Origin of the sequence: Nioella sp. MMSF_3534 (assembly GCF_030732985.1) — a bacterium.
Taxonomy (GTDB): domain Bacteria; phylum Pseudomonadota; class Alphaproteobacteria; order Rhodobacterales; family Rhodobacteraceae; genus Nioella.
On the sequence record NZ_JASHJX010000046.1, the window covers coordinates 1 to 23,907 of the forward strand.

24 protein-coding genes and 1 tRNA gene are annotated in these 23,907 nt (G+C 62.2%); 10 read left to right on the top strand and 15 right to left on the bottom strand.

The window, feature by feature from the left end:
* Together RBB16_RS16820 and RBB16_RS16825 are read left to right on the top strand one after the other, a co-directional pair.
* A partial coding sequence (locus tag RBB16_RS16820; protein ID WP_306047254.1) for a hypothetical protein occupies positions 1 to 287 on the top strand: 287 nt, incomplete at its 5' end.
* Positions 287 to 850 carry a site-specific integrase gene (locus RBB16_RS16825; protein ID WP_306047255.1) on the top strand — a complete coding sequence of 188 codons (564 nt, stop codon included), beginning with the start codon at positions 287 to 289 and terminating at the stop codon, positions 848 to 850. The genes RBB16_RS16820 and RBB16_RS16825, both read left to right, overlap by 1 nt.
* A 75-nt stretch (positions 851 to 925) precedes the next feature.
* Here RBB16_RS16825 and RBB16_RS16830 read toward each other — a convergent pair whose 3' ends face one another.
* The 3 genes from RBB16_RS16830 to RBB16_RS16840 all read right to left on the bottom strand — a co-directional run bounded on the left by RBB16_RS16830 (position 926) and on the right by RBB16_RS16840 (position 2,882).
* Complete coding sequence (locus RBB16_RS16830; protein WP_306047256.1) at positions 926 to 2,245, bottom strand: type II toxin-antitoxin system HipA family toxin; 1,320 nt, start codon at positions 2,243 to 2,245, stop codon at positions 926 to 928.
* Complete coding sequence (locus RBB16_RS16835) at positions 2,245 to 2,538, bottom strand: helix-turn-helix transcriptional regulator (RefSeq protein WP_306047257.1); 294 nt, start codon at positions 2,536 to 2,538, stop codon at positions 2,245 to 2,247. The genes RBB16_RS16830 and RBB16_RS16835 overlap by 1 nt, the downstream gene beginning before the upstream one ends.
* A gap of 267 nt (positions 2,539 to 2,805) precedes the next feature.
* Positions 2,806 to 2,882: transfer RNA gene (locus tag RBB16_RS16840), tRNA-Pro, on the bottom strand.
* A gap of 118 nt (positions 2,883 to 3,000) precedes the next feature.
* On the opposite strand from RBB16_RS16840, the gene pseB reads away from it, so the two are divergent.
* Both pseB and pseC read left to right on the top strand, forming a co-directional pair.
* A complete protein-coding gene (gene pseB, locus RBB16_RS16845; RefSeq protein ID WP_306047258.1) occupies positions 3,001 to 3,999 on the top strand; it encodes a UDP-N-acetylglucosamine 4,6-dehydratase (inverting) in 999 nt (332 codons plus the stop codon).
* Positions 3,999 to 5,162 carry a UDP-4-amino-4,6-dideoxy-N-acetyl-beta-L-altrosamine transaminase gene (gene pseC / locus RBB16_RS16850; RefSeq protein ID WP_306047259.1) on the top strand — a complete coding sequence of 388 codons (1,164 nt, stop codon included), beginning with the start codon at positions 3,999 to 4,001 and terminating at the stop codon, positions 5,160 to 5,162. The genes pseB and pseC overlap by 1 nt, the downstream gene beginning before the upstream one ends.
* Positions 5,163 to 5,180: 18 nt before the next feature.
* Here the strand turns inward: pseC and RBB16_RS16855 are convergent, their stop codons facing one another.
* The 4 genes from RBB16_RS16855 to RBB16_RS16870 form a co-directional block, all read right to left on the bottom strand.
* Positions 5,181 to 6,146 carry a DMT family transporter gene (locus tag RBB16_RS16855; RefSeq protein ID WP_306047260.1) on the bottom strand — a complete coding sequence of 322 codons (966 nt, stop codon included), beginning with the start codon at positions 6,144 to 6,146 and terminating at the stop codon, positions 5,181 to 5,183.
* A gap of 68 nt (positions 6,147 to 6,214) precedes the next feature.
* Positions 6,215 to 6,604: a hypothetical protein gene (locus RBB16_RS16860; RefSeq protein ID WP_306047261.1), complete on the bottom strand. Its 390-nt coding sequence runs from the start codon at positions 6,602 to 6,604 to the stop codon at positions 6,215 to 6,217.
* A 72-nt stretch (positions 6,605 to 6,676) separates the two neighbouring features.
* A complete protein-coding gene (gene leuB, locus RBB16_RS16865; RefSeq protein ID WP_306047262.1) occupies positions 6,677 to 7,783 on the bottom strand; it encodes a 3-isopropylmalate dehydrogenase in 1,107 nt (368 codons plus the stop codon).
* A 57-nt stretch (positions 7,784 to 7,840) separates the two neighbouring features.
* Positions 7,841 to 8,731 carry a LysR family transcriptional regulator gene (locus RBB16_RS16870; RefSeq protein ID WP_306047263.1) on the bottom strand — a complete coding sequence of 297 codons (891 nt, stop codon included), beginning with the start codon at positions 8,729 to 8,731 and terminating at the stop codon, positions 7,841 to 7,843.
* A 103-nt stretch (positions 8,732 to 8,834) separates the two neighbouring features.
* Between RBB16_RS16870 and RBB16_RS16875 the strand changes: the two genes are divergently transcribed.
* Entirely contained in the window at positions 8,835 to 9,755 is a 921-nt protein-coding gene (locus tag RBB16_RS16875; RefSeq protein ID WP_306047264.1) for an NAD-dependent epimerase/dehydratase family protein, read from the top strand.
* Here RBB16_RS16875 and RBB16_RS16880 read toward each other — a convergent pair.
* From RBB16_RS16880 to RBB16_RS16895, 4 genes are all read right to left on the bottom strand, one after another.
* Positions 9,714 to 10,736 carry an endonuclease/exonuclease/phosphatase family protein gene (locus tag RBB16_RS16880; RefSeq protein ID WP_306047265.1) on the bottom strand — a complete coding sequence of 341 codons (1,023 nt, stop codon included), beginning with the start codon at positions 10,734 to 10,736 and terminating at the stop codon, positions 9,714 to 9,716. The two genes, RBB16_RS16875 and RBB16_RS16880, sit on opposite strands and share 42 nt — an antisense overlap.
* 26 nt (positions 10,737 to 10,762) lie before the next feature.
* On the bottom strand, positions 10,763 to 11,560 hold the full coding sequence (locus RBB16_RS16885) for a hypothetical protein (protein WP_227434954.1): 798 nt from the start codon (positions 11,558 to 11,560) through the stop codon (positions 10,763 to 10,765).
* A 293-nt stretch (positions 11,561 to 11,853) separates the two neighbouring features.
* Positions 11,854 to 12,459, bottom strand: a complete 606-nt coding sequence (gene leuD, locus RBB16_RS16890; RefSeq protein WP_306047266.1) for a 3-isopropylmalate dehydratase small subunit — start codon at positions 12,457 to 12,459, stop codon at positions 11,854 to 11,856.
* Between the two features lie 67 nt (positions 12,460 to 12,526).
* The gene (locus RBB16_RS16895; RefSeq protein ID WP_306047267.1) at positions 12,527 to 13,342 is read right to left on the bottom strand and encodes a DUF4198 domain-containing protein; all 816 of its coding nucleotides are present in this window, start codon (positions 13,340 to 13,342) and stop codon (positions 12,527 to 12,529) included.
* Between RBB16_RS16895 and RBB16_RS16900 the strand changes: the two genes are divergently transcribed.
* Positions 13,341 to 14,534, top strand: coding sequence for a HupE/UreJ family protein (locus tag RBB16_RS16900; RefSeq protein ID WP_306047268.1), 1,194 nt, complete (start codon positions 13,341 to 13,343; stop codon positions 14,532 to 14,534). The two genes, RBB16_RS16895 and RBB16_RS16900, sit on opposite strands and share 2 nt — an antisense overlap.
* Here RBB16_RS16900 and RBB16_RS16905 read toward each other — a convergent pair whose 3' ends face one another.
* Positions 14,535 to 15,191, bottom strand: coding sequence for a 2-hydroxychromene-2-carboxylate isomerase (locus RBB16_RS16905; RefSeq protein WP_306047269.1), 657 nt, complete (start codon positions 15,189 to 15,191; stop codon positions 14,535 to 14,537).
* A 114-nt stretch (positions 15,192 to 15,305) separates the two neighbouring features.
* Positions 15,306 to 16,712 (bottom strand): 3-isopropylmalate dehydratase large subunit, encoded by a 1,407-nt coding sequence (gene leuC, locus RBB16_RS16910; protein WP_306047270.1) that lies wholly within the window; start codon positions 16,710 to 16,712, stop codon positions 15,306 to 15,308.
* Between the two features lie 245 nt (positions 16,713 to 16,957).
* Between leuC and RBB16_RS16915 the strand changes: the two genes are divergently transcribed.
* A complete protein-coding gene (locus RBB16_RS16915) occupies positions 16,958 to 18,316 on the top strand; it encodes a mechanosensitive ion channel family protein (protein ID WP_306047271.1) in 1,359 nt (452 codons plus the stop codon).
* Between the two features lie 96 nt (positions 18,317 to 18,412).
* A complete protein-coding gene (locus RBB16_RS16920; RefSeq protein WP_306047272.1) occupies positions 18,413 to 18,958 on the top strand; it encodes an NAD(P)H-dependent oxidoreductase in 546 nt (181 codons plus the stop codon).
* Positions 18,959 to 19,147: 189 nt separating this feature from the next.
* Here RBB16_RS16920 and RBB16_RS16925 read toward each other — a convergent pair whose 3' ends face one another.
* Complete coding sequence (locus RBB16_RS16925; protein ID WP_306047273.1) at positions 19,148 to 20,182, bottom strand: FAD-binding oxidoreductase; 1,035 nt, start codon at positions 20,180 to 20,182, stop codon at positions 19,148 to 19,150.
* A gap of 48 nt (positions 20,183 to 20,230) precedes the next feature.
* Between RBB16_RS16925 and mnmD the strand changes: the two genes are divergently transcribed.
* A complete protein-coding gene (mnmD, locus tag RBB16_RS16930; protein WP_306047274.1) occupies positions 20,231 to 20,905 on the top strand; it encodes a tRNA (5-methylaminomethyl-2-thiouridine)(34)-methyltransferase MnmD in 675 nt (224 codons plus the stop codon).
* Entirely contained in the window at positions 20,902 to 21,780 is an 879-nt protein-coding gene (locus tag RBB16_RS16935; RefSeq protein ID WP_306047275.1) for a DMT family transporter, read from the top strand. The genes mnmD and RBB16_RS16935 overlap by 4 nt, the downstream gene beginning before the upstream one ends.
* Positions 21,781 to 21,960: 180 nt before the next feature.
* On the opposite strand, the gene RBB16_RS16940 is transcribed toward RBB16_RS16935, so the two are convergent.
* Positions 21,961 to 23,898, bottom strand: a complete 1,938-nt coding sequence (locus RBB16_RS16940; protein WP_306047276.1) for a lytic transglycosylase domain-containing protein — start codon at positions 23,896 to 23,898, stop codon at positions 21,961 to 21,963.
* Positions 23,899 to 23,907 lie beyond the last annotated feature (9 nt).

The following is a 23,907-nucleotide window of genomic DNA, read 5'->3' on the forward strand; positions in this document are numbered from 1 at the left end:
GCTTCTCTTCATCGTCTGTCTCCTCAGTTGGAGAACAGGCTAACCTCAAACCGGGGACTTTTCAGGGGAGCAGGTCACCCATGCTAGGCCCCGATCCGATCCCAGAGGATGCGGCCCTCGGCGTAGTCAGTCACCGCCCCGGCAGCCTGTATGCGCTGACCAGGCAAAGCTGCGAGCATCTTGCTCTCTTGTGGCGCGACCTTTACGAGCTCTCCACCATCTCCTTTCGGTTGCAGCCATCGTCGGCGGCGATGCGGATGCTCCTACAAGCGTTCCCGGGCGGCTGATGTCGCGACTAATCTCGGCTGCAAAGACGGGGGGCGAGCATGTCCTCGATGACCCGTTCCTGCAGTGGGATGGCACCGAGGAATTCGTTGATCCACGTAATTGCAGACGGGCGATGATTGCGGCTCTCATCGCAGTCCTCGAGTTGACATGGGATCGTGTGGATTTCGACAGGCGCCAGATCGACCTCAGGACTGGCGATGGCCAGAGGAAGGGACGTGCAATCGTTCCGATCAACGACACGTTGCTGGATGCACTTTCTACCGCACGAGATGCCGCTCTAAGTGACTACGTCGTGGAGTGGGCCGGGCGACCCGTTCGGTCGATCAAGAAGGGTTTCCGGGCTGCCGTGGACATGGCTGAACTGAAAGATGTCTCGCCACATGTCTTACGGCACAGCGCGGCCGTTCACATGGCAGAGGCAGGTGTGTCGATGGATGAAATCAGCCAGTATCTCGGCCACTCCAACACTGCGATCACAGCGTCTGTCTATGCACGATATAGTCCGGGGCATTTGCGCAAAGCGGCGAGCGCGCTCGAATTCGGAGGGCGACAGAATGGCTGACGGGTCGCTTCCAGTCGGGTCCGCTTCATGTATGGGCAGCCTGCCAGAGGAGGCCGTGGGAGTTGCTTGCTCACCTCAGTCTTTTGCACGCAAGCGCCCACCGATGCGAAGCGCATTCTGTTCGACCAGTTCTGCGACATGCCGGACCATCTCGGCAGAAACGCCGGGTTGCGTTGACACCAGATCCGTTGCCTCGACCCGCTTGGCAACCATGTCATCGATCTGCTCCTGAACACGCAGGCGCAGGTTTCGCGAATTGAAGCCAGCCTCTTCAGCAATCCTGTCCCAATGACGCCTCGCCATGTCACCCGGCTTGCGCTTCCTGCCGGCAAGGTTCTGGGCGTGATACTGAACAACATGGTCCCATGGCAGAACAGACGATACATCGTAGAGCGGCGCCATCCGGGCTCCTCGACTCAGCAGCATCGAGTAGTTCTTTGCATGAGCGTCGGTATTGGCGACGAGGATGTTGTAGATCACCTGGTCGAGCAGCAGAAGGGCATCGCCCGGAGGCAAGCTGCGTCCCGTTTGAAGCAGGGAATTGAGCGTTAGTCCGGGCACTGTGCCTCGTTCATACTTCTGGCCGGGGTAGATGCCATTGGCCTGGGCCAGATCTTCCTGATGCAAGCGGCGGAGATTGCCATTGTTGCGCTGCGTTCGATCGTATCGTGCTACTGCAAGGGCGGACCTGTTCCCGGCCTTCAACGCGACAGCCTCGACAACCGGAAGTCCAATCAGCCGGGCGAGCGTCAGGCAATAGGCTTCGTTCTCCACAATACCGGGGAGCGTCGGGTTGTCCGGCTTGATGATGAGTGTGGACGGGGCTCCAAATTTCGGTATCGCGACCGTATCGCCTGGCTGCGGCAATCCGAGTTTGACCCTGCCGTTTGCGTCGAGAACTGCCAGCGCGGTCTTCTTTTGACCACCGGCGAGAGACAGCCGCACGCCGTCCTCGCCAACCAGAAACGGCCGTCGTCCGAGATCGTCGAAGTGTTGGACGAGGGCCTTCTCCTCGGATCCTGTCCGGTAGTGATCCCTAAGCGGCTCATAGTGCCAATCATCGCGGACGTTCGGCTCGCCTACGGAGATGGCACCGGCAGTATCACCCCCGATTTCCCGCAGGATCGCGAGGCTGTCAGAGGATGAGAGCCCCAGCACTCTGGACAGGGTAAGAAGCTGCTGCTCCTCGGGCAAGAGGTTTGCCAGCCATGGCCCGATGACAGTGTCAGCGAACGGGTCCGTCTGTAGGGGCATTGTGACGGACAGCGGGAAAGCGCCCTTGGTTGCCAGCCACCTCGGGTCGTAGGTGAAGGACATCTGTCCTTGATCCATCACGCTGATGGTGCCGACCGAAAAGGTTTCATAGTAGACAGTGACGCTTTCGACGATGGACATCAGTCGTCTTCCAGATCGTAGCCAGCCGGCAAGTTTTGTGCTTCGGTATTCGTCTCCGACGCGTCATCTGTGAACAGCTCTGCCAGATCGATGCGCAAGGCCGAAGCCAGGTTGACCAGAGTGGAGAGCTTCACGTCGCGCTTGCCACGTTCGATGTTGGACAAGGACGGCACCGTTGCGCCAGACAGGCGGGACAGATCCTCTAGGCTCAGGTCGAGCTCTTTTCGCCTGCGGCGCAGGGTCTGACCGATGCGGTCGATCCAGCTTTGAAGTTCCTGGTCTCTGGGTGTCATGACGCTTATCCTCGATGATAAATATGGCGGAAATTCGAGGATGAGTCACGATATTTATCATGTGGGATAAGAGGCGAAGATTGCGGCCTCGCGAAGCCATAATTTATCTCACAAGATAAATTCATGCTGACTGTTGGAGGCGTCAATAAAAGCAATAGAGCTTCGGATGTGATCAAGTCACTCCAACGAATACAGGTCGAGAGATCCGACTAGGTTCAATGAACCTAAGGTAACTACCTTCCAAACCACCGATGTCCCTGATTTAATTGGTCGGAGTGAGAGGATTCGAACCTCCGACCCCTGCCTCCCGAAGACAGTGCTCTACCAGGCTGAGCTACACTCCGACCGTGCCGGGCGGGATAGCGGGGGAATCGCGCCTTTGCAAGGGGGATTTCACCGGCTTGCTTGATCCCGCGCGCAATCCCTGCAAGAAGGCAGGCAACCGACAAGACGAGCGATATCATGGAAAAAAACGCCTCCATCCTGCTGACCGGCGGCACCGGGTCCTTCGGGTCTCATTTCGTGCCGATGACGCTGGAAAAATACGACCCGGCCCGCCTGATCATCTATTCGAGGGACGAGATGAAGCAGTGGGACATGGCCAAGAAATATGGCGATGACCCGCGGGTGCGTTTCTTCATCGGTGATGTGCGCGACCGGGAGCGGTTGTATCGCGCGCTCGACGGGGTGGATTATGTTGTGCACGCGGCGGCAACCAAGATCGTGCCAACCGCCGAATACAACCCCTTCGAATGCGTCAAGACCAACATCAACGGCGCGATGAACCTGATAGATGCCTGCATCGACAAGGGCGTGAAGAAATGCGTGGCGCTGTCGACCGACAAGGCCTCGTCTCCCGTGAACCTCTATGGCGCGACCAAGCTGGCCTCGGACAAGCTGTTCGTGTCGGGAAATTCCTATGCGGGCAGCGACGGGTGCCGCTTTGCCGTGGTGCGCTATGGCAACGTGATGGGCTCGCGCGGGTCGGTCATCCCCTTCTTCAAATCCCTTGACGCGGGGGCGATGCTGCCGATCACAGACTCCCGCATGACCCGCTTCATGATCACCCTTCCGCAAGGCGTAGAACTGGTCTGGCATGCGTTCGAAGACATGGTCGGCGGAGAAATCTACGTGAAGAAGATCCCGTCGATGAACATCCTCGACATCGCAGAGGCTTGCGTGCCTGGATGCGAACACAAACTTGTCGGCATCCGCCCCGGTGAAAAACTGCACGAGCAGATGATCGGCGAAGAGGACGCGGCGCATACCTTCGAATATCCCGAGCATTTCAAGATCCTTCCGGCGATACACAACTGGTCAACCGATGCGGGCCGGATCAAGGATGGGGTCAAGGTGCCCGAGGGCTTTTCCTATGTGTCCGACACCAACCCGGACTGGATGTCGGTCGAGGAACTGCGCGCCTGGATCGAGGCCAATGCGGACACGATCGGGCATTTCTGATGGGCGACACGGGCTTCATCCCCTACGGCCGGCAGGACATCTCGGAAGACGACATCGCCGCCGTGGTCGAGGTGCTGCGGTCTGACTTCCTGACGCAGGGCCCCAAGGTGCCGGAATTCGAGGCCGCCATTGCGGGCGCGACCGGCGCGGCCCATGCGGTGGCGGTGAACTCCGCCACCTCGGCGTTGCATATCGCCTGCCTCGCGCTTGGCCTGAAACCCGGCGGGCTGGTCTGGACCGTGCCCAACACCTTCGTGGCCTCCGCCAACGTGGCGCGGCTTTGTGGGGCGGACGTGGATTTCGTCGATATCCGGGCCAGCGATTACAGCATGGACCCGCAGGCGCTGGAGGCGAAATTTGCCCGCGCGGACCGCAAGCCCGACATCCTGATCCCGGTGCATTTCGCGGGCCAGTCGGCGGATATGAAGGCCATCGGCGCCATCGCAAAGGCCCATGGCATAAACGTGATCGAGGACGCGAGCCATTGCATCGGCGGGCAGTACAACGGCCAGCCGATCGGGGCGTGTGAATTTTCCGACATCTGCGTGTTCAGCTTTCACCCGGTCAAGATCATCACCACGGCAGAGGGTGGCCTGGCTACCACGCAGGACGCGGGGCTTGCCGCCGCGATGGGGCTTTACCGGTCCCACGGCGTGACCCGCGACCCGGACTTGATGGAAACCGCGGATGCGGCGCCATGGGAATACGATCAGGTCGCACTTGGCCTGAACTACCGCATGACCGAGATGCAAGCCGCTCTCGGAGTCAGCCAGACCCGGCGGCTTGCGGATTTCGTGGCGCACCGGCAGCGGATGGCAAAACGCTATGACGCGCTGCTGGCCGACCTGCCGCTGATCCTGCCATGGCAGAATCCCGACAGCTATTCGGCACTGCACCTCTACCCGGTTCTGATCGACACGGACAAAACCAACCGCACGCGGCGCGAGGTCTTCGATTACCTGCGGTCAGCAGGGATCGGCGTGAATGTGCATTACATCCCGGTTCACACCCAGCCCGATTACCAGAGGCTTGGCTTCCGGCGCGGCGATTTCCCGGTGTCGGAATGGTACTATGACCGCGCCATTTCCATCCCGCTCTATTACGGGCTGAATGAGGCCATGCAGGATCGTGTCATTGCCGCACTGGCCGAGGCACTGGCCTGACCCTGCCGCCTGCGTATCTTATTGATCGTCCCGGTCCTCGTCTCGGTCCCGGTTGAGGAACGAGGCCACGCGTGGGGCGCTCGGTGTGCCCACGCGGGATCTCGATCGCAGAACCGGCTGGTTGGAACTGCCTTTGCGCTTGTCCTCACGCAGGACGATATAAAGCCCGGAAGCTATGATGATCCCGGTGCCGATCATGGTCATCATGTCGAGGCTTTCGCCAAAGAACAAGGCGCCGAAGATGCTGGCCCAGATGATCTGCGAATACTGCATCGGCGCGACGATCACCGCCGGGGCCAATCGGTAGGCTGCCACAAGGCAGGCCATGGCGATCAGCGCAAGCAGCGCCACCACGGCAGAGGCACCAAGGTCGATCAGTTCGACCGGCACATAGACGAAGGGCAGCAACGCCCCCATCACCACGAAATTCACCAGCAGCGGGTAGAGTTGCAGAACCACCGTCCGCTCGGCCCGGCCGATCTTGCGCATGATGACCGAGCTGAAGGCACTGAAGACAGCGCCAAGCAGCGCGGCGGCATGGCCGAAAGACAAGGGGGCCGCGCCCGGTTGCAGCACGACGATCACCCCTGCCAGCCCCACAAGGACGGCCATCGCCCGGTGCAGCCCGACCCGCTCGCCCAATAGCGGGATCGCCAGCACCGTGACCAGCAGCGGCATCGCAAAGAGGATCGGATAGACCTGCGTCAGCGGCAGAACCGAAAAGGCATAGAATGCACCGGCGGCCCCAAGGGCACCGCTGACAGTGCGCGCCGCCGTCCACCACGGGTGTACCGGCACCAGTGAGCCGCCCTTCGAATCGCGGATCATGACGAAAGTCAGCAGCGGGAAGCTGAACAGGACCGTAAAGAAGATGATCTGGATCGGGCTGTAGGTGCCACCCAGAACCTTGATGACCACGTCATGGGTGGCGAAAATCGCGAAAGCAGAAAGAGCGAGAAGAGAGCCTTTGGCATTTGGCGGCATGGAATGTCCTGTTGTGCGCTAACAGTCACAGGCTTAGGCCGGTGCCGGGCAAAGGGCAAGCCGCGGTCTCAGGGACAGGGGGTTGCCAGCCAGTCCTCGCTACCGCCGCGCGCGCATTGCTGCTGGAACCCGTAGGCGGTCAGCGCCCATGCCCCGGCATCCGTGCGGACCAACTCGAATCTCTGGCGCACGGCGGACACGGAATCGTCTGCAAACCCGGACTCGGTCAGCACGATGACCAGTCGCCCGGTGTCGTCGACCTCGGATAACAGCTGCAATTCGGGCCGGCCCTCGCCATCGGGGAACCCGATGATCCAGTCCTGTACCAGGCTCATCGGCTGATCGTGGACAAGTTGGGAAGGCAGGCGAAAATCGGAATGGCCGGGAAGGATCTGCACGTCTTGTGCCGCGGCGGGTGCGGCACAGAGGCAGGCAAAAACAAGAAATGAACGGATCATGAAAAGACCTTTCGGGTTGGGACCTGGCCTAGCCTATCCCAACCCGCAGGTTCACGTCGAGCGCCCCTTGCCTTAGAGGCTCGCTTCCAGCTTGGCGACGATAGCATCGCCCATTTCGCTGGTGCTCACGGGGCTGACACCCTCTTCGCCCAGAAGGTCGGCGGTGCGCAGACCGTCGGCCAGAACATCCTCAACGGCCTTTTCCAGGCGATCAGCCTCGGTGCCCATGTCGAAGCTGTAGCGCAGCGCCATGGCAAAGCTGAGGATGCAGGCAATCGGGTTGGCCTTGCCCTGACCCGCGATATCGGGGGCAGAACCGTGGACGGGTTCATAAAGCGCCTTCGGGCGGCCGTTTTCCATCGGCGCGCCAAGCGAAGCCGAGGGCAGCATCCCGAGCGACCCGGTCAGCATCGCGGCGGCATCGGACAGCAGGTCGCCAAACAGGTTGTCGGTCACGATCACGTCGAACTGCTTGGGCCAGCGGCAGAGCTGCATGGCGCCGGCATCAGCGTACATGTGGCTCAATTCCACGTCCGAATACTCGGCCTGATGCACCTCGGTCACCACGTCGCGCCACAGGATGCCCGATTCCATCACATTGGCCTTCTCCATCGAGCAGACCTTGTTGCCGCGCTTGCGGGCAAGTTCAAAGGCGGACCGGGCGACGCGGGCGATCTCGGATTCCGTATAGCGCTGCGTATTGATGCCGACGCGTTCATTGCCTTCCTTGATGATCCCGCGCGGTTCACCGAAATAGATGCCGGAGGTCAGTTCGCGCACGATCATGATGTCGAGACCGGCGACCACGTCCTTTTTCAGCGACGAGAAATCGGCCAGCGCGTCGAAACACTGGGCCGGGCGCAGGTTGGCGTAAAGGTCCATTTCCTTGCGCAGGCGCAGAAGGCCGCGTTCCGGCTTCACGCTGAAATCGAGATTGTCGTATTTCGGGCCGCCCACGGCGCCAAGCAGGACGGCATCGACCTCCTGCGCCCTGGCCATGGTTTCGTCGGTCAGCGGCGTGCCATGGGCGTCGTAGGAACATCCCCCCACCAGCCCTTCGCTGACATCGAAGGTGACATCGCGTTTGGCGCCGTACCAGTCAATGATCTTGCGCACTTCGGTCATGACTTCGGGGCCGATGCCGTCACCGGCAAGGATAAGAAGCGAAGGGTTGCTCATGGGGTCATCCGTCCTTGATCTTGGGTCGCATCCGCGTAACGGCTGCGCGCCCTAGGGTCAAGAAAGGAAGGGGGAAAGCCCCCCTGCCAAAGCATCCCATATGCGGGCTATGCGCGGTGTGTGCCGCAGACGTTCATGGGTCGTCAGCCAGACCGGCAGGGTCGGCAGCGGCACATCGGGCAGGATGCGCGTGACGCGGGGGTCGCGGTCGGCAACCGGGCATTGGCCAAAGCCCAGACCGGCCCCGGCACAGACCAGTTCCCAATAGGCAACCTGATCGTCGGTGCGGACCGGAAAGCTGTCGCGGGTCACCTCCAGCCCTGCGTCCCGAAAGCCACGGATCAACCGGTCATCGCGATCATAGCCGACGATATCATGATCCATCAGTTCGGCGAAGCCACGGGGAGCGCCGCGTCGCGCCAGATAGGCCGGTGCCGCATAGATCCCTAACTGAAGGTCTCCCAGATGCCGGGTCATCATGTCCAGCTGCTCGGGGCGGTACATGCGCAGGGCGATATCGGCCTCGTGGAACAGCAGGTTGTCTGACTGGTCCGAGGCCACCAGTTCAAGCTCGATCTCGGGGTGACGGGTGCGGATTTCCGCAAGGATGGGAGGGAGCAGGTGAACAGAGACGAAAACGCTTGCCGTAATGCGCACGGGCCCGGCCATGCGCGCGTCACCCCCGGCGGCGGCCAGCGCCACCTGTCGCGCGCCTTCGCGCATTGTTACGGCACCGGGGCGCAACTCGCGCCCCAGTTCGCTGAGGGTCAGACCCTTCGGGTGCCGGTCGAACAAAGCGCCCCCGACCCGGTTCTCCAGCAGCCGAATATGGCGTCCGAGCGTCGGCTGGCTTTGCCCGGTGTCTCGGGCCGCCGCGGACAGGGATCCGGTTTCGGCCACCGCAAGGAATGACCGCAGAAGGGTCCAGTCGAGGGGCGGATGTTCCATTCATAAATGAATATCACACCGCCGATTTTTCGCAATCCACACGTCAATTGCGAATACCTATCCTGATGTCAGTCGAATGGATATCAGCACAGGATCCAGCCCCATGCCACGAACAGCCCTCATCCTCGGTGCATCCGGAAGCTTTGGCCACAACGCGGCACAGGCCTTCGAGGAAGCCGGCTGGACCGTCCGCCGGTTTGACCGAAAGACCGGCGACATGATCCGTGACTCGCAAGGCGTCGATGTGATCGTCAACGCGATGAACCCACCCAATTACCATGCGTGGGACAGGCTGATTCCACAGATCACCAGCCAGGTTCTGGCGGCGGCAAAGGCCAGCGGGGCAGCTGTCCTTCTGCCGGGCAACGTCTATGTCTTCGGTGATCAGCCCGGCCCATGGAGCGAAACAACCCCGCATCGCCCGATTGCCCGCAAGGGCCGTGTCCGGGCGGAAATGGAGGCAGCATATCGACAGGCCGCGCAGGACGGAGTGCAGGTGATCATCCTGCGCGGTGGTGACTTCGTAGATCCGGACAGCCCCAATACCGTGTTGAATCTCGTATCGCTCAAGGCGGTGTCAAAGGGTCGGATCACCTCCCTCGGCCGCCCGGATGTTCCGCGCGCCTATGCCTATCTGCCCGATATGGCGCGGGCCGCTGTTGCATTGGCTGAACGGCGTCGCAGCCTTTCGCTCTTCGAGGATGTGCCGTTTCCGGGCCATACCTTTTCCGTGACCGACCTGGCGTCTGCCCTTCAGGCGCAGATGGGGAAACCGTTGCATATGCGCGGGTTTCCCTGGTGGGCCTTGCGTCTGGCCTCACCGGTCTGGGAACTGGCGCGCGAGCTGACCGAGATGCGGTATCTTTATGACACGCCGCATCGTCTGGACGGGACACGGTTTCGCCAGGTGCTGCCGGATTTCGAGGAGACGTCGTTTCAGGACGTTGTAACCAGTCACCTGCCCAATGGACAACGGGCCGGGTCAGGGAAGAGCGATGTCCACCCAGACGAGGCGATGGCGTGACGCGCCATTGCCATCCTCACCGCCGAGCAGGGGCCAGTCCGGGCTGTTCCGTGAGGGCCAGAAAACGCCGCTTGCGGTGATACTCAGATCGGCGGAGGGCAGGATATAGCTGACGCGCAGGTTGCCGGGGTCGGGCTCGGACCAATCGGCGGTGTCGGTGGGGTCACCCGCCTCTGCCCCGCCGGGGCTGATCGGTTCCGGGTCTTGCAGACGCGGGTGCATCAAGGCTTCGATCAAGGCCCCTCGCCGCGCCTCCCCATCCACGGGATCGGCGTTCAGCACCCCCATCAACACGAAGCGAGAGTCGAGCGACGGCGTATCGGATGGGGACCATCCGTCAATGCGATTCAGCCAAAATCGGAGTTCATCCTCGTTGCGGTGACCGTTTCGATCCTCTGGCCCGTCAAAGACCGGCGGCGTGGCGTGAAGGGTCAACAGGCGCAAGGGTCCGCCAACGGTGACGATGTCAATCTCCCATGCTGCGACGCTGGCAAGCCGCTGTATCGAAAGCGCGCCCATCGGCAGAACCTCTGCCGCGCGCCCGTTCGGCAGATCCTGCCACAAGAACCCGGAATGGTCGTATACCTCTCCGATCGGCAGGCGAGACAGCACCGCCATGCCGCCCTGCCCGGTAAACCGGCCATAGCCCTGAGCATCCCGCGCCCGGCCAAGCCGCCCGTCGCCGTCGATGTCCAACCCGGTGGGAACGCCGGTATTCGGGGGAAGTGACAGGCGATAGGGGTAGTCGGCCCCTACCTGCGCAAGACGCGCGACAAATGCCGCAAGGGCGTGCTGTTCGACATCGTGGTCAAAGCCCTGGAGCACCAGAATATCCGCATCGGCATTCACGATGACCTGCACCACGGCGGCAACCTGCGGGTCCTCCCCCCGCAGAATATCGCGCAGCAACAGGCCAGGGCCATCGCGGGACAGTTCTGTATGATAGGTGGCAATGCGGATCTGGTCGGCGTTGGCGGGCATGGCTGCCATCAGCAGCCACAAAAGGATCAGACCGGCGCGAATTCGCCCTGCTCTGCCATGTCGCGGACCAGTTTCTTGCGCCGCTCCGTGATCATGTGCGCGATCCGGCCCATGGCCATGCCGCGCATCAGAAGGGAAACGGGAAGAACGCTCCATAGGGTGACTGTCCAGACCAGCATGATTGGCGACGCCCCAAGGGAAATGCCGAGATTGCCAATCCCGTAGCTCGCCACGACCGGCATCAGGAATGGCAGCAATATTCCTAAGATCAGGTTAATACGAGAGTCTCGGATAAGACGTGCAACAACATCTCCCCCCGCAGTGGGGTCGAACGTGGGCAGGTTGACCCAGACATTGAAGCTGGTGTTGCGGTTGGGCCAGCTTTTCAGCCGCATCAGGATGGCGAAGACACTGATCGTCACCAGCCCGATCAGGAAACTGAGCCCCCCCATCGTGCGCAGCATCGTCAAATCTGCCTGCGTTGCGCCCTCTGGCAGGAAAACCTGAAGCAGCCAGATCGGGCTGTAGGTAAAGTCCAGCGCATGGGCCAGCACCAGCCCGGTGGCATTCACGATCAACGTCAGCGTTCCCGAATTGTCCGGTGACGCCGCGACAAGGCTCAGGAAGAAGAGCGTGATGAAGATGCCGATGACGCGCACCCGGTTGAAGGGCGGTGCATCGCGGAATTCGATCAGTCCGGGGTAGGTGGACGCGTATTCGGAAAAGGTGAACATGGCAGCGAACAGCGCCACGAGCATCACGACCTGATTGCCGTCCGGCGACATAGCCGGAAGGAGCAGGGACGGTGTGGATATGACGATCATAACAAGAATCGCCCGCACCACAGCGCTGGATAGCTGTGCGATCACTGCCTCAAACCCTCAACCTGGACGGACCTGTTTTTGGTGGCCCTTATTCCGGTCTTGACCCGACTGCCATCGGATTGCCTCATTTGCCACGATCTTGCCCATATTCGCCCCAATTCGCAAGTGCCTGACTCTTCGTGAGGAATCACTGTGGCGATTTTGGGATGCGAACTGTCGCCCGATTGCATCACCGGGCAAAAAAATTGCCCCCCGGCAAGGCCGAGGGGCTACATCTTGTTGTCAGGCGAAATTCAGACCCAAGGGCGGGCTTGGGCGGCCTTTGTCTCGAACGCTTCGATCGAGGCGGATTTTTCCATGGTCAGGCCGATATCATCCAGCCCGTTCAGCAGGCAATGCTTGCGGAAGGCGTCGACCTCGAAGCTGATCGTGCCGCCATCGGGGCCGCTGATCGTCTGGTTTTCAAGGTCCACGGTCAGGGTCGCGTTGGCACCGCGTTCCGCGTCATCCATAAGCTTGTCGACTTCTTCCTGCGGCAGCACGATCGGCAGGATGCCGTTCTTGAAGCAGTTGTTGAAGAAGATGTCGGCAAACGACGGTGCGATCACGCAGCGGATGCCAAAGTCCAGCAGCGCCCATGGCGCGTGTTCGCGCGACGAGCCGCAGCCGAAATTGTCACCGGCGACAAGGATTTCCGCGTTGCGGTAGGCGGGCTTGTTCAGCACGAAATCGGGGATCTCGTTACCCTCGCCATCATAGCGCATCTCGTCGAACAGGTTCACCCCGAGGCCGGACCGTTTGATGGTCTTCAGGAACTGCTTGGGGATGATCATGTCGGTATCGACGTTGATCAGGGGCATCGGCGCGGCAATGCCGGTCAGCTTGGTGAACTTGTCCATGTTTCCGGGTCTCCTTCACATCCGCGAAGGGGCATAGCGGCAATGCCGGGGCAACACAAGACGCGCCTTAACGTGCGGGCACCTCGAAGGTCAGCGAGGCCCAAAGCGTGTGCCAGACGGCGGCGCTGTCAGCGCTCGGTTCCACCTCCAGCAGCGTGACCGCGTCGACCAGATAGGCATGCCCGGGTTCCACCGGCAGCACGGCGCGGCCTTCGGCATCGGTGCGGTGCAGGGTGATGGTGACCTCACCCTCGGCGTCACGGTCGAACAGTTCCACCTGCGCGTCGGCGCGAGGGGCGCCTTCCAGGAAAAGCTGCACGGGAAACCCTTCTGAAAGATCGTCGGTATAGGGATTGGCCAGCGCCACGAATTCCGTGCGCAGCCCATATTCCCGGTCAGCACCTTCGCCATTGCCCGCCGCAACCAGACTCTTGGCGTGACGGCTATAGCTTTCCATGAAGCCAGTCATCGGTAGCCCACGGGCGAGGTGGCGTGCCTCTATGTCGGGGAAGTCCTTGTGTTCCGCGAACCTGAGAAAGCTTTCCCATTCATCATAGGTCAGCCTGCTGTCAGTGGTTTCATAGAGGATAACAGCCAATCCTTCGCCGTGGTCTTCGACCATCAGAGCGGGATTCTGACCAAGTCTGCCTTCCACGTCGGTCACATCCGTCCCGAACGCCAGTTCGAACCGGGTAAAGTTGCGGCTCAGGTAGGAAAGTGACCCACCTTCGAAACTTTGTCCGACCCGCAAACGTGCCTCCAACGGTTCGTCGCGGCCAACGGCGAAATCCAGCGGTTCGATCCAGAATTCATGGGCGGCACTGGGAATGGCTGGCAGCAGGGCCAGATTTAAGGCAAACAGGGTGCGAATGAGGTGATGCATGAGACTTTCCGATATGTTTCTTAAGATGGTGGCCCGATTGGCCGCGCTGTCAATTCTCCTTTTCGTGATGGCCGCGCCGCAGGCCCGCGCGCACGAGATTGATCCGGCGATTTCCGATATTTCCGTGACGCCCGAAAGGGTGACAATCGACATTCGGCTGTCGCTGGAATCGATCCTGGCCGAGATGGACCTGGCCTCGATCACTGAAACGACTTTGTCTCCGGTGGAAGAAATCTATAACGAACTGCGGGCCACCAGCCCCGAAACGCTGCGGGCCGAGCTGGATGAATTCTGGCCGCGCATGGCACAGCGAATTTTCATCGAGGTGGACGGAGAACGGATCACGCCAGAGCTGGTCGGTGCGTCGATCCCGGAGATCGGCGATTTCGAACTGGCCCGCACGTCGACCATCACGATTGCCGCCGATCTGCCCGAGGGGGATGCCCCCGTTCGGTTCGGATGGGTGGCGCTTTATGGCGATCTGGTCGTGCGTCAGGTCGGTGGCGGCGAGGATGCCTACACGGCCTTCCTGTCCGATGGCGACCTGTCCGAACCCCTGTCGCGGATCGAGATTCGCACCGAAGGCGCGGGCGCTGTCTTCCTGCGCTATATCCCCGTTGGCTTCGAACATATCGTCCCGCTTGGCATCGACCATATCCTGTTCGTACTCGGGCTGTTCTTCTTCTCGCTCCACCTGCGGCCGATCCTGTTTCAGGTGACGTCCTTCACGCTGGCCCACACGATCACGCTGGCCCTTGCCAGTCTCGGGATCGTCACCATACCGGGCAGCGTGGTGGAACCTTTGATTGCCGCCTCGATCGTCTATGTGGGGGTCGAGAACATTCGTGGGCATACAAACGTCAAGGCACGCACCGTGCTCGTCTTTGTTTTTGGCCTGCTGCACGGGCTTGGCTTTGCCAGCGTGCTTGGAGACTTCGGGATTACCGCCAGCCACTTTGCGGCGGCGCTTGTCGGGTTCAATATCGGGGTCGAGTTCGGACAGCTTGCGGTGATCTTCGTGGCGCTCGCGTTGATCCTGATCGCGGTACGGCTTGCCGGGTTCGCACCACTGCCAGAGGATGAACAACCAGTACGCCAGACCCAGGTGATGTACCGCGCGGTTTCGGTTGTGGGGTCCGTCATCATCAGCCTGATCGGGGCCTGGTGGACCATCGAGCGGGTGTTCTTCTGATCAGGCCGATCTGCGGGTAGCCGGGGCCTGTGCCGGGGCGGGTGGTTTCTTCATCACCCGCGCCCTTGGGTCCGGGATGGCGTGGCGCAGGGCATCTGGCATGCGGTCGTCGCCAACATAGACTTCGCCTTCGACCACGAAACTGGGCGTGTCGAACACGCCCCGTTCCCGTGCTTCTGCCGTTGCGGCCTCGAAGGCCTGACCGATCACAGCGCCTTCAGCCCTCGCGATCACGCGGTCCGGGTCTTGCCCCAGTTCGGTCAGCGTCTTGCTGAGATTCGGTTCCTGACCTGCCGGGTGCCCGTCATGAAACCAGTGCCCATAGGTCCTGACCACGTAGTCAGCGACCCAGCCTTCCTGCGCGGCTACGACTGCAATCCGATTGGCGATCTCGTATCCGAGCATCGGGAACGGGGCAGGCAGGCGTGGGGTAAGTCCGAATTTCTTCGCCTGCCGTCCGATATCCGTCCACATATAGGCAGTGCGAACAGGCTTGTCCGTATAGGGGTGATAGCCATGTTCCTTCATGATCTGGCGGGCAGAGAAGGGACGCCACTCGACCTGAACCCCGGTCTTGGCAACGATCCGGGGCAGGCGCATGACTGACAGGTAGGTGTAGGGACTACCGATTGAAAACCAGAACTCGACCTTTTTCATGTTTTGACCGATTTGCATTATTAATGGCACAGCGTCCGAATTGACGATTGCCATTAAACAGGAAAACCCGGCATTTTTATGCCGGGCATTCCAAACAGTTCTGCAAATGCGGATTTACATAAGGTCGCGCACATCCGTCAGCTTGCCGGTGATGGCGGCGGCGGCGGCCATGCCGGGGCTCATCAGATGGGTGCGGCCACCGCGGCCCTGACGGCCCTCGAAGTTGCGGTTCGAGGTGGCCGCGCAGCGTTCGCCCGGAGCCAACTGGTCGGGGTTCATGGCCAGGCACATGGAACAGCCCGCGAGACGCCATTCAAAGCCCGCCTCCTTGAAGATATCGGCAAGCCCCTCTTCCTCGGCCTGTGCCCGCACAAGGCCAGAGCCGGGTACGACCATGGCACGGATACCATCCTTGATCTTCTTGCCCTTCAGGATCGCGGCGGCGGCGCGCAGGTCTTCGATCCGTCCATTGGTGCAGGAGCCGATGAAGACGGTGTCGATCTCGATCTCGGACAGCGGGGTGCCGGGCTTCAGCCCCATATATTCCAGCGAGCGCGCCGCGGCGTCGACCTTGCCGCCCTTGAAGTCGCCGGGGTTCGGAACGGTTGCCGTGATCGGCAGCACATCCTCGGGGCTGGTGCCCCATGTGACGACGGGGGCGATATCCTCGCCCTTCAACGTGATGACCTTGTCCCAATGGGCGTCATCGTCGGAATAAAGCGTCTTCCACCAGGCAAGTGCGGCTTCCCACTGGGCGCCCTTCGGGGCATGCGGGCGGCCGTTCACATATTCATAGGTCTTCTCGTCCGGCGCGATCAGGCCCGCGCGCGCACCGCCCTCGATCGCCATGTTGCAGACGGTCATGCGGCCTTCCATGGACAGGTCGCGGATCGCTTCGCCACAATACTCGATCACATATCCGGTACCCCCGGCGGTGCCGGTCGCGCCGATCACCGCAAGGGTGATGTCCTTGGCGGTCACGCCGGGGTTCAGCTTGCCGGTGATTTCCACCTTCATGTTCTTGGATTTCTTCTGGATCAGCGTCTGCGTCGCCAGAACATGTTCCACTTCCGAGGTGCCGATCCCGTGCGCCAGCGCGCCGAATGCGCCGTGGGTGGCGGTGTGGCTGTCGCCGCACACCACGGTCATGCCCGGCAGGGTCCAGCCCTGTTCGGGGCCGACGATATGCACGATCCCCTGACGGATATCGGTCACCGGGTAATAGTGAATGCCGAACTCCTTGGCATTGCTGTCGAGCGCGGCCACCTGGATGCGGCTGTCTTCCGGCATCTGATCGGGATTGTCGCGGCCCGGCGTGGTGGGCACGTTGTGGTCCGGAACGGCGATGGTCTTGTCGGGCGCATGCACCTTGCGGCCCGCCATGCGCAGACCCTCGAAGGCCTGTGGGCTGGTCACTTCGTGCACGAGGTGGCGGTCAATGTAGAGCAGGCTGGTGCCATCCTCGGCCTCATGGGCGAGGTGAGCGTCCCAGATCTTGTCGTAGAGCGTCTTGCCGGTCATTGGGGTATCTCTCTTGCGGGTATGGACTGTGTCTCAGGGGGAAGGGATCACAGCCCGGCCAGGCCGCTGATCCGCCCCGAGGCGCAAAGACCGTGAAACCGCCAGGGCAGGCGCGTCCGGTCATCCATGTCGAAAATCCGTGTCATCGCCCATGGCAGATACACTCCGGATGACCGATTGCCAAGGGTTCCGCTTGCCCGGATGGCCGATAAGCCCCATGATTTCCACAACAGGAAAGGACAGGCATGGAGCCAGAGGAAACCGCCCAACCGGCCACGCCGGAAGCCGCAACGGAGACTCCGGTGGACGCCTCTGAAAACCTGGCTGATATCGGCCTGAGCCTGTTCGGGCAGGCACAGGCGTTTCTGGAAAGCCTGCTGCGGCCGTGGAACGCCTATCAACTGGCGATTGCGGCGGGTCTGCTGCTGGCGGCGTGGCTGCTGCGAAAGGTCTTTGGGCCGCGCATACGGGCCTGGATGGCGGCACGGCAGGGATGGCCGATGTGGCGGATGCGGATCCTTGCCTTCATCCACAAGCGGATCATGGGGATCTTCTTTGTCATCCTCATCTGGGTGACCGTCTGGATCATGCGAGAGGTCACATGGCCTAGCCGGTCCTATATGCTCGGTATCATCGCCCGGTTGGCCACCGCCTGGCTGATCGTGACCTTCGTCACCCGCTTCGTCCATTCGCCCATCATGCGGACGATCCTGCGCTACGGGGCGTGGATTTATGTCACCCTGTCGATCACCAGCCTGACCGATGAGGCGGCGACGCTGCTGGACAGCATCGGGTTTGACCTGGGCGAAGGGATGCGCCTGTCACTGTTGCTGGTGGTGCAGGGCTTCGTCCTGGTGTCGGCCCTGCTGATCGGCGCGCGGTTCCTGTCCAAAACCACCGCCACGCGTATTCAGAAGAACGAGGATATCTCGCCCTCGATGCGGGTGCTCGTGATCAAGGCGGTGCAGGTCGTGCTTTACGGCGCGGCTCTGTTTGTCGGGCTGAACGCCGTAGGGGTGGACCTGACCGGACTGGCCTTCCTGTCGGGGGCCATTGGTGTGGGCCTCGGCTTCGGCTTGCAAAAGGTGGTGTCGAACCTTGTGTCGGGGATCATCATCCTTCTCGACAAGTCGATCAAACCCGGCGACGTGATCAGCCTGGGCGACACGTTCGGCTGGATCAACACGCTCGGCGCCCGTTATGCCAGCGTCGTCACACGGGATGGCAAGGAATACCTGATTCCGAACGAAGACCTGATCACCAACCAGGTGGTGAACTGGTCCCATTCCGATGCCTATGTGCGGCTCGATATCCATTTCGGCACCTCCTACACCGACGACCCGCACAAGGTGCGGCAGTTGGCGATTGATGCGGCCAAAAGCGTGGACCGGGTGCTGAGCCACAAGGCACCGGTCTGTCATATCGTGGGCTTTGGAGACTCCTCGGTGGATTACGTCCTGCGCTTCTGGATCGAGGATCCGACGGGCGGGCTAACAAACATCCGGGGAAATGTGTTTTTGGCTCTTTGGGACACGTTCCATGAGCACGGTATCTCGATTCCCTTCCCGCAGCGCGAAGTGCGGATGCTGTCCGAGGCCGAATGACGTCGCGCAAGGTACCTGTGCGTTCCTGTGGCTGGTCTTTGCCCGTGTGTGAGATAGCTTTCACCGGACGGTTATCGGTCAGGTGGAGTATTGAGCATGGAATCGGGCAAGCTACTGGGGATCTGCGGATCACTTCGGGCGGGGTCCTACAACCGCAAACTTCTGCGAGAGGCGGCGCGGATCTATGATCCGGCGGAGTTCGTGGAGGCCGATCTGCACCTGCCGCTCTATGACGGGGATCTTGAAGAGGCGCATGGTATCCCGGCATCGGTGCTGGCGCTCGCGGATCAGATTTCAGCGGCGGAGGCCGTGGTGATCTCGGGCCCGGAATATAACAAGGGCCTTTCCGGGGTTCTGAAAAACGCGCTCGACTGGGTCAGCCGCACCAAGGGCAGCCCCTGGCGGGACAAGCCGGTTGCGATCATGGCGGCAACGGGCGGTCGGGCTGGCGGGGAACGGACTCAATGGACATTGCGCCTGTGCCTTTTGCCATTTCGCCCAAAGCTGATTTCGGGGCCGGAGGTGCTGGTCGGCAACTGTTCGACCGAGTTCGATGAGGACGGGCGACTGGTAAATGAGCGCTATGAAGCAGCCCTTTCCGAGCTGATGGGAGAGCTGCGTAAGGAGGTCAAGCGCGGCTGACCTGTGTGGTTTCGCTGCCTTCGGCATCGACCCGGGAGCGCTCCTCCTCAACCCCCGGCTTGCGCCGGAGGCCTCGTCGAACCGCGTTTCCACGGAAATGTGGCTAGGCTTGTGTGAGTGTAACTGGCCGATGGCCCGGTTGCGGGTGCGGGATGCCTCCGGCGGGAGTATTTGGGCAAAGAAGAAGGACTATGTTCCGGGGATGGAGGCCTCGACCCGGAAGCTTTCGGGAATGTTGTCCTCGCCGTCGAGGATCAGGTCGGCCATAAGCTGTCCTACGATCGGGGCCATGCCGAAGCCGATCTTGAAGCCGCCATTGGCGATGAACTGACCGGGGCGGCGGGGCCAAGCCCCCAGCATCGGGGCGCGTGACCGGGCGCGGGGGCGCAAGCCGGCCCATCTTTCCAGGACGGGGCGTTCGCGCAGCACCGGGACGAGCCGGATGACCCGGCCCAGGATATCGTCAAGCCCGCCATCACAACGGGTGGGGTCGGTGAATTCGCGTTCGGTGGTCGAACCAATGGCGGTGGTACCATCGGCGTGAGGGATGACATGCAGCCCGTCGACATAGATCTGCGGGCAGTCGCGCGCGTCATAGTCGAAGATCGCGGATTGGCCTTTTATGGGGGTCCCCACGGGTTTGCCAAGCTCTTCTGACAAGGACATCAGCCCGGCGGCACCGGTGGCGTGGACGATCTTGCCTTGTTCGGGCGCATCTGCGGTGATCTCGACGCCCCGGGCGCGTAGAGCCGCAGCGAGGGCCGATGTCGCCTTGCGCGGATGCGCCCGACCGGTCAGCGTATCATGGATCACCAGACCCGAGGCGGTGACCGGCGCGAAGGGGGCAAAGTCGCGGACATCTCGGATTTCCCAGCTGTATTTCCCGCGCCAGAGCTCCTCGGCATTGCGGGCGCGTTCGGTGGCGATCTCCAGCACACCGACCGGCTGGATGCGGCCGGTGCGCGCATAGCCCGGGTCCTCGCCCCCCACCTCTGCCACCTCGGCCCACATCGCCTCGGCCATATCGAGGCTCTGGAACTGCAACTCCTTTTTGTCGTTCCAGCGTTCGGGCGTATGAGGGGCAAGCGCGCCAACGAGCCCGCCAGAGGCCCCGGCGCCCACGCCATTGGGGTCGATCACCCTGACAGACGCCCCCCGCGACACGCAGGCCCAGGCTACGGATAGCCCGAAAATCCCCGCGCCTCTGACCGTCACATCCACCATCTCTGACCCCGCTTGCCGAACCGGACGGAACCCTTCATAGGTCAGCCCATGGACAAAGCCCAGACAGACCGGACGCTCTGGCGGGACAATGGCGTGCCCGTGTCGGAACGGTTCGACGATCCCTATTACTCGCTGGACAATGGGCTGGCCGAGACCCGCCACGTGTTCCTTGACGGCAACGACCTGGCCGCGCGGTTCAGGCCGGGGTTCCATATCGCCGAGCTTGGGTTCGGAACCGGGTTGAACCTGATCGCAGCGCGGCTGGCCTGGATGGCCAGCGGAACGCCGGGCCGTCTGCGCTTTACCAGTTTCGAGGCGTTCCCGATGCCGCCCAAAGACGCGCTGCGCGCCCTGTCGGCGTTCCCTGACGCCGTAAGATTGGCGGAGGATACGGCCGAACTGCTGGCGGACCCGCGCAAACCGCTGATCCGCGATGACATCGAGATGCGCCTGATCACCGGCGATGCCCGCGAAAGCCTGCCCGCATGGAAGGATCAGGCGGATGCGTGGTTCCTCGACGGGTTTTCGCCTGCCAAGAACCCGGAACTGTGGGGCGCTGATCTGATGGCCGAGGTCGCCCGCCACACGGCCCCCGGCGGCAGCTTTGCCACCTACACGGCGGCGGGCGATGTGCGACGCGCGCTTGTCGCTGCCGGGTTCGACGTGACCCGCGTGCCCGGCTATGGCCGCAAGAGGCATATGAGCACGGGACGCAAGAGATGAGCGAGCAGAACACGCGGGCCGGCATCTGGCTGATGGTGCTGACGACCTTCATCTTTGCCATGCAGGACGGGATCTCGCGGCATCTGGCGGGGGAATACAACGTGCTGATGGTGGTGATGATCCGCTACTGGTTCTTTGCCAGTTTCGTGATGGTCGTGGCGTCGCGCAAGGCGGGCGGGCTGCGCGCGGCGGCGGCGACAAGCCAACCGTGGTTGCAGGGGTTTCGCGCGGTTCTGCTGGTCGCGGAAATCTGCGTGGCGATCCTGGGCTTCACCCTGCTCGGGCTGGTTGAAAGCCATGCGGTGTTCGCCTGCTATCCGCTGCTTGTGGCGGCGCTCTCTGGCCCGGTTCTGGGCGAACAGGTGGGCTGGCGGCGCTGGACGGCGATCGGCATCGGTTTCGTCGGAGTTGTGATCATCCTGGAACCCGGTTTCGGCGTCTTCGATCCTCTGGCCATCGTGCCCCTCGTTTCGGCGCTGATGTTCGCACTCTACGGTCTGCTGACGCGCTATGCCGCGCGCAGGGATATGGCGGCCACCAGCTTTTTCTGGACGGGAACCGTGGGGGCAGTGGCCATGACAGCGGTCGGCATCTGGTTCTGGGAGCCGATGACCGGGCGCGACTGGATCTGGATGGGGGTTCTCTGCCTGACCGGGGCGGCAGGGCATTTCACCCTGATCAAGACCTATGAACTGGCCGAGGCCAGCGCGGTCCAGCCCTTCGCCTATCTGCAGCTGGTGTTCGCCTCCACACTCGGGATCGTTGTTTTCAATGAAAACATGGAGCTCAACGTGGTGATCGGTGCAGCAATCGTCGTGGCCGCGGGGCTGTTCACCCTGTGGCGGGCGCGGGCCCTTGAAGCCGAAGAAAGCTGATCCTTTCACCTTGGTGACAAATACCTCGGGGGAGTCGCGAAGCGACGGGGGCAGAGCCCCCTTCAACGGAATGCACCTGAGAGAAGCATTCGGGGTAGCGGATCGGTGCCGCTTTGATCGCGCCCCGAAGGGGCGCGCGGGTCGACGTGCCGAAGGCACGGCGAAATCACTGTCCCGGCGCTAGCGTTGCCGCAAGAGCCCGGTCAGCGTCTGGTCCGGCAAGCGCCCGGTCAGCAGCGCGTCATAGATCCGCATGCTTTCCGTCACCCGCATCACGTAGTTCCGCGTCTCCCGAAAGGGGATCGACTCGATCCAGTCGACCACGTCTACATCCGGGTCGCGCGGGTCTCCGAACGCCTCCATCCAGCGTTCCGCCCGGCTCGGGCCCGCGTTGTAGGCGGCGGCGATCAGCACCGGGTTGGGGCCAAACTCCTCGATCAGGTAATCGAGATAGGCCGCGCCGAGCGTGGCGTTGAAGGCCGGGTCCTCGTGCATCCGGCTCTCGCTGAAGGCAACGCCAAGCCGGCGCGCCATTTCGCGTCCGGTGCGGGGCATCACCTGCATCAGTCCAAGCGCGCCCGCGTGGCTGACAACCGTCGGGTCGAACTCGCTCTCGCGCCGGGCGATGGAATGCACCAGCCGGTCCGACACCGGCAGGTCGTAGGCCAGCAGGTCCGATGACAGCGGATAATAGGCGCGCATGATTTCGTGGCCCATGGTGGCGGTGCGCTTGGCGATCATCAGGGCGATATGCGGTTCATTGAGATCCAGCAGCATCGAGGCCAGTTGTCCGGCTTCCTGACGGCTCAGGCTTTCGGTCAGATGTGTCCAAAAGCGTTCGGCAAGGGCAATCTCGCCAGCCTCAAGCAGCCGCACCGCAGCGCGGAAGACGCTTGTCCGAACAAAGTCGGCCTGTCGCCAGTCGCCGAAATCCTCCTGCCCCAGAAAGGCCGGATCCGTTGGCAAACCGCCACGCTCCGCTGCCAGTTGCCCGTAGAAGCTCGACTGGAAGCGTGCCCCGAGCGCATAAGCCTGCGCTGCGGCCTCCTCATTGCCAAGCGCCTCTTGCGCGCGGCCAAGCCAGTAGCCGGCGCGACCCATGGAAATCGGGGATTCCACAGCCTCGGTGAAGTGGGAGAAATGCTCCGCCGCAGTCGCCGCATCGCCCATCCGCAAAGCGGTGTAGCCGGAAATCCATTCAAGATCCGAGTAGTTCACGTAATCGGTCGCGGGGTCGATATGGTGGTTGGCAGCCACGTTATAGGCAGTCTGGAAATCCCCGTCCCGCATCAGGTCGCGGGCCAGAGCGCGGCGGCGATTGGCCCATTCTGATGGACGGCCAAGCGCGGTGGCGGAGCTGGAGGTCTCGCGAATCAGGCTGGTCGCACTGCTGGTCAGCCCTTCTCGCATCCGCCAGACGAAGCGTTCATAGGCCAGACCGGGATCGCCACGCAGCGCGGCAGGCACTGCCTCGATTGCCGCATCCACGCCGGGCCTGCGGGCGCGCAGCAGCAGGCGTGCCTCTGCCAGCCGCTCCCATCCATCGCTGACCAGCGGGTACATGCGCCGGGCCTGCGTGGCCTCGTTTTCCCACAGCAGGTGATCCAGCCGCGATTCATGGTGGGTGCGCAGGGTGCGCGGCCAATCGATCATGAACTGGTCATGTTCCGCCTCTGATAGCGACATCGTGGTCCAGGCGCGAATCGCTTCGGCCATGGCGTCTTCGCGGCGGTCTAGCTCCCACAGGGCGGCAGCAAGGCGCAGCGAGCCCCACCCGGTTTGCGGCGCCTGATCCTCGAAATAGGCGATAACCGTCGCGGCAGGCGTGGTTTCCTCGATATTCCGCTCGCCCTGCCGGATCAGGTAGGGCAGGCCGGGCCAGTCGGGATTTTGCGCAAGGAAGTCGAAATACTCGCTCAAGTCCCCCTCGCCCTGTCGCAGCCTGATCCATGTCACCACATCGGCGGCGGCGGAATCGGTCACGCGGGCCTGTGCCTCGGCGGCCGACGGATAGTCGCGGTCGCCAAGGGCTTCGATGGCCTCGGCCAGCGCTTCGGGGGTCGCCAGCGCCGGGACAGGCAGGCAGGTCAGGAAAAGGCTAAAAAGAAATCGTCGCATCATGCCACC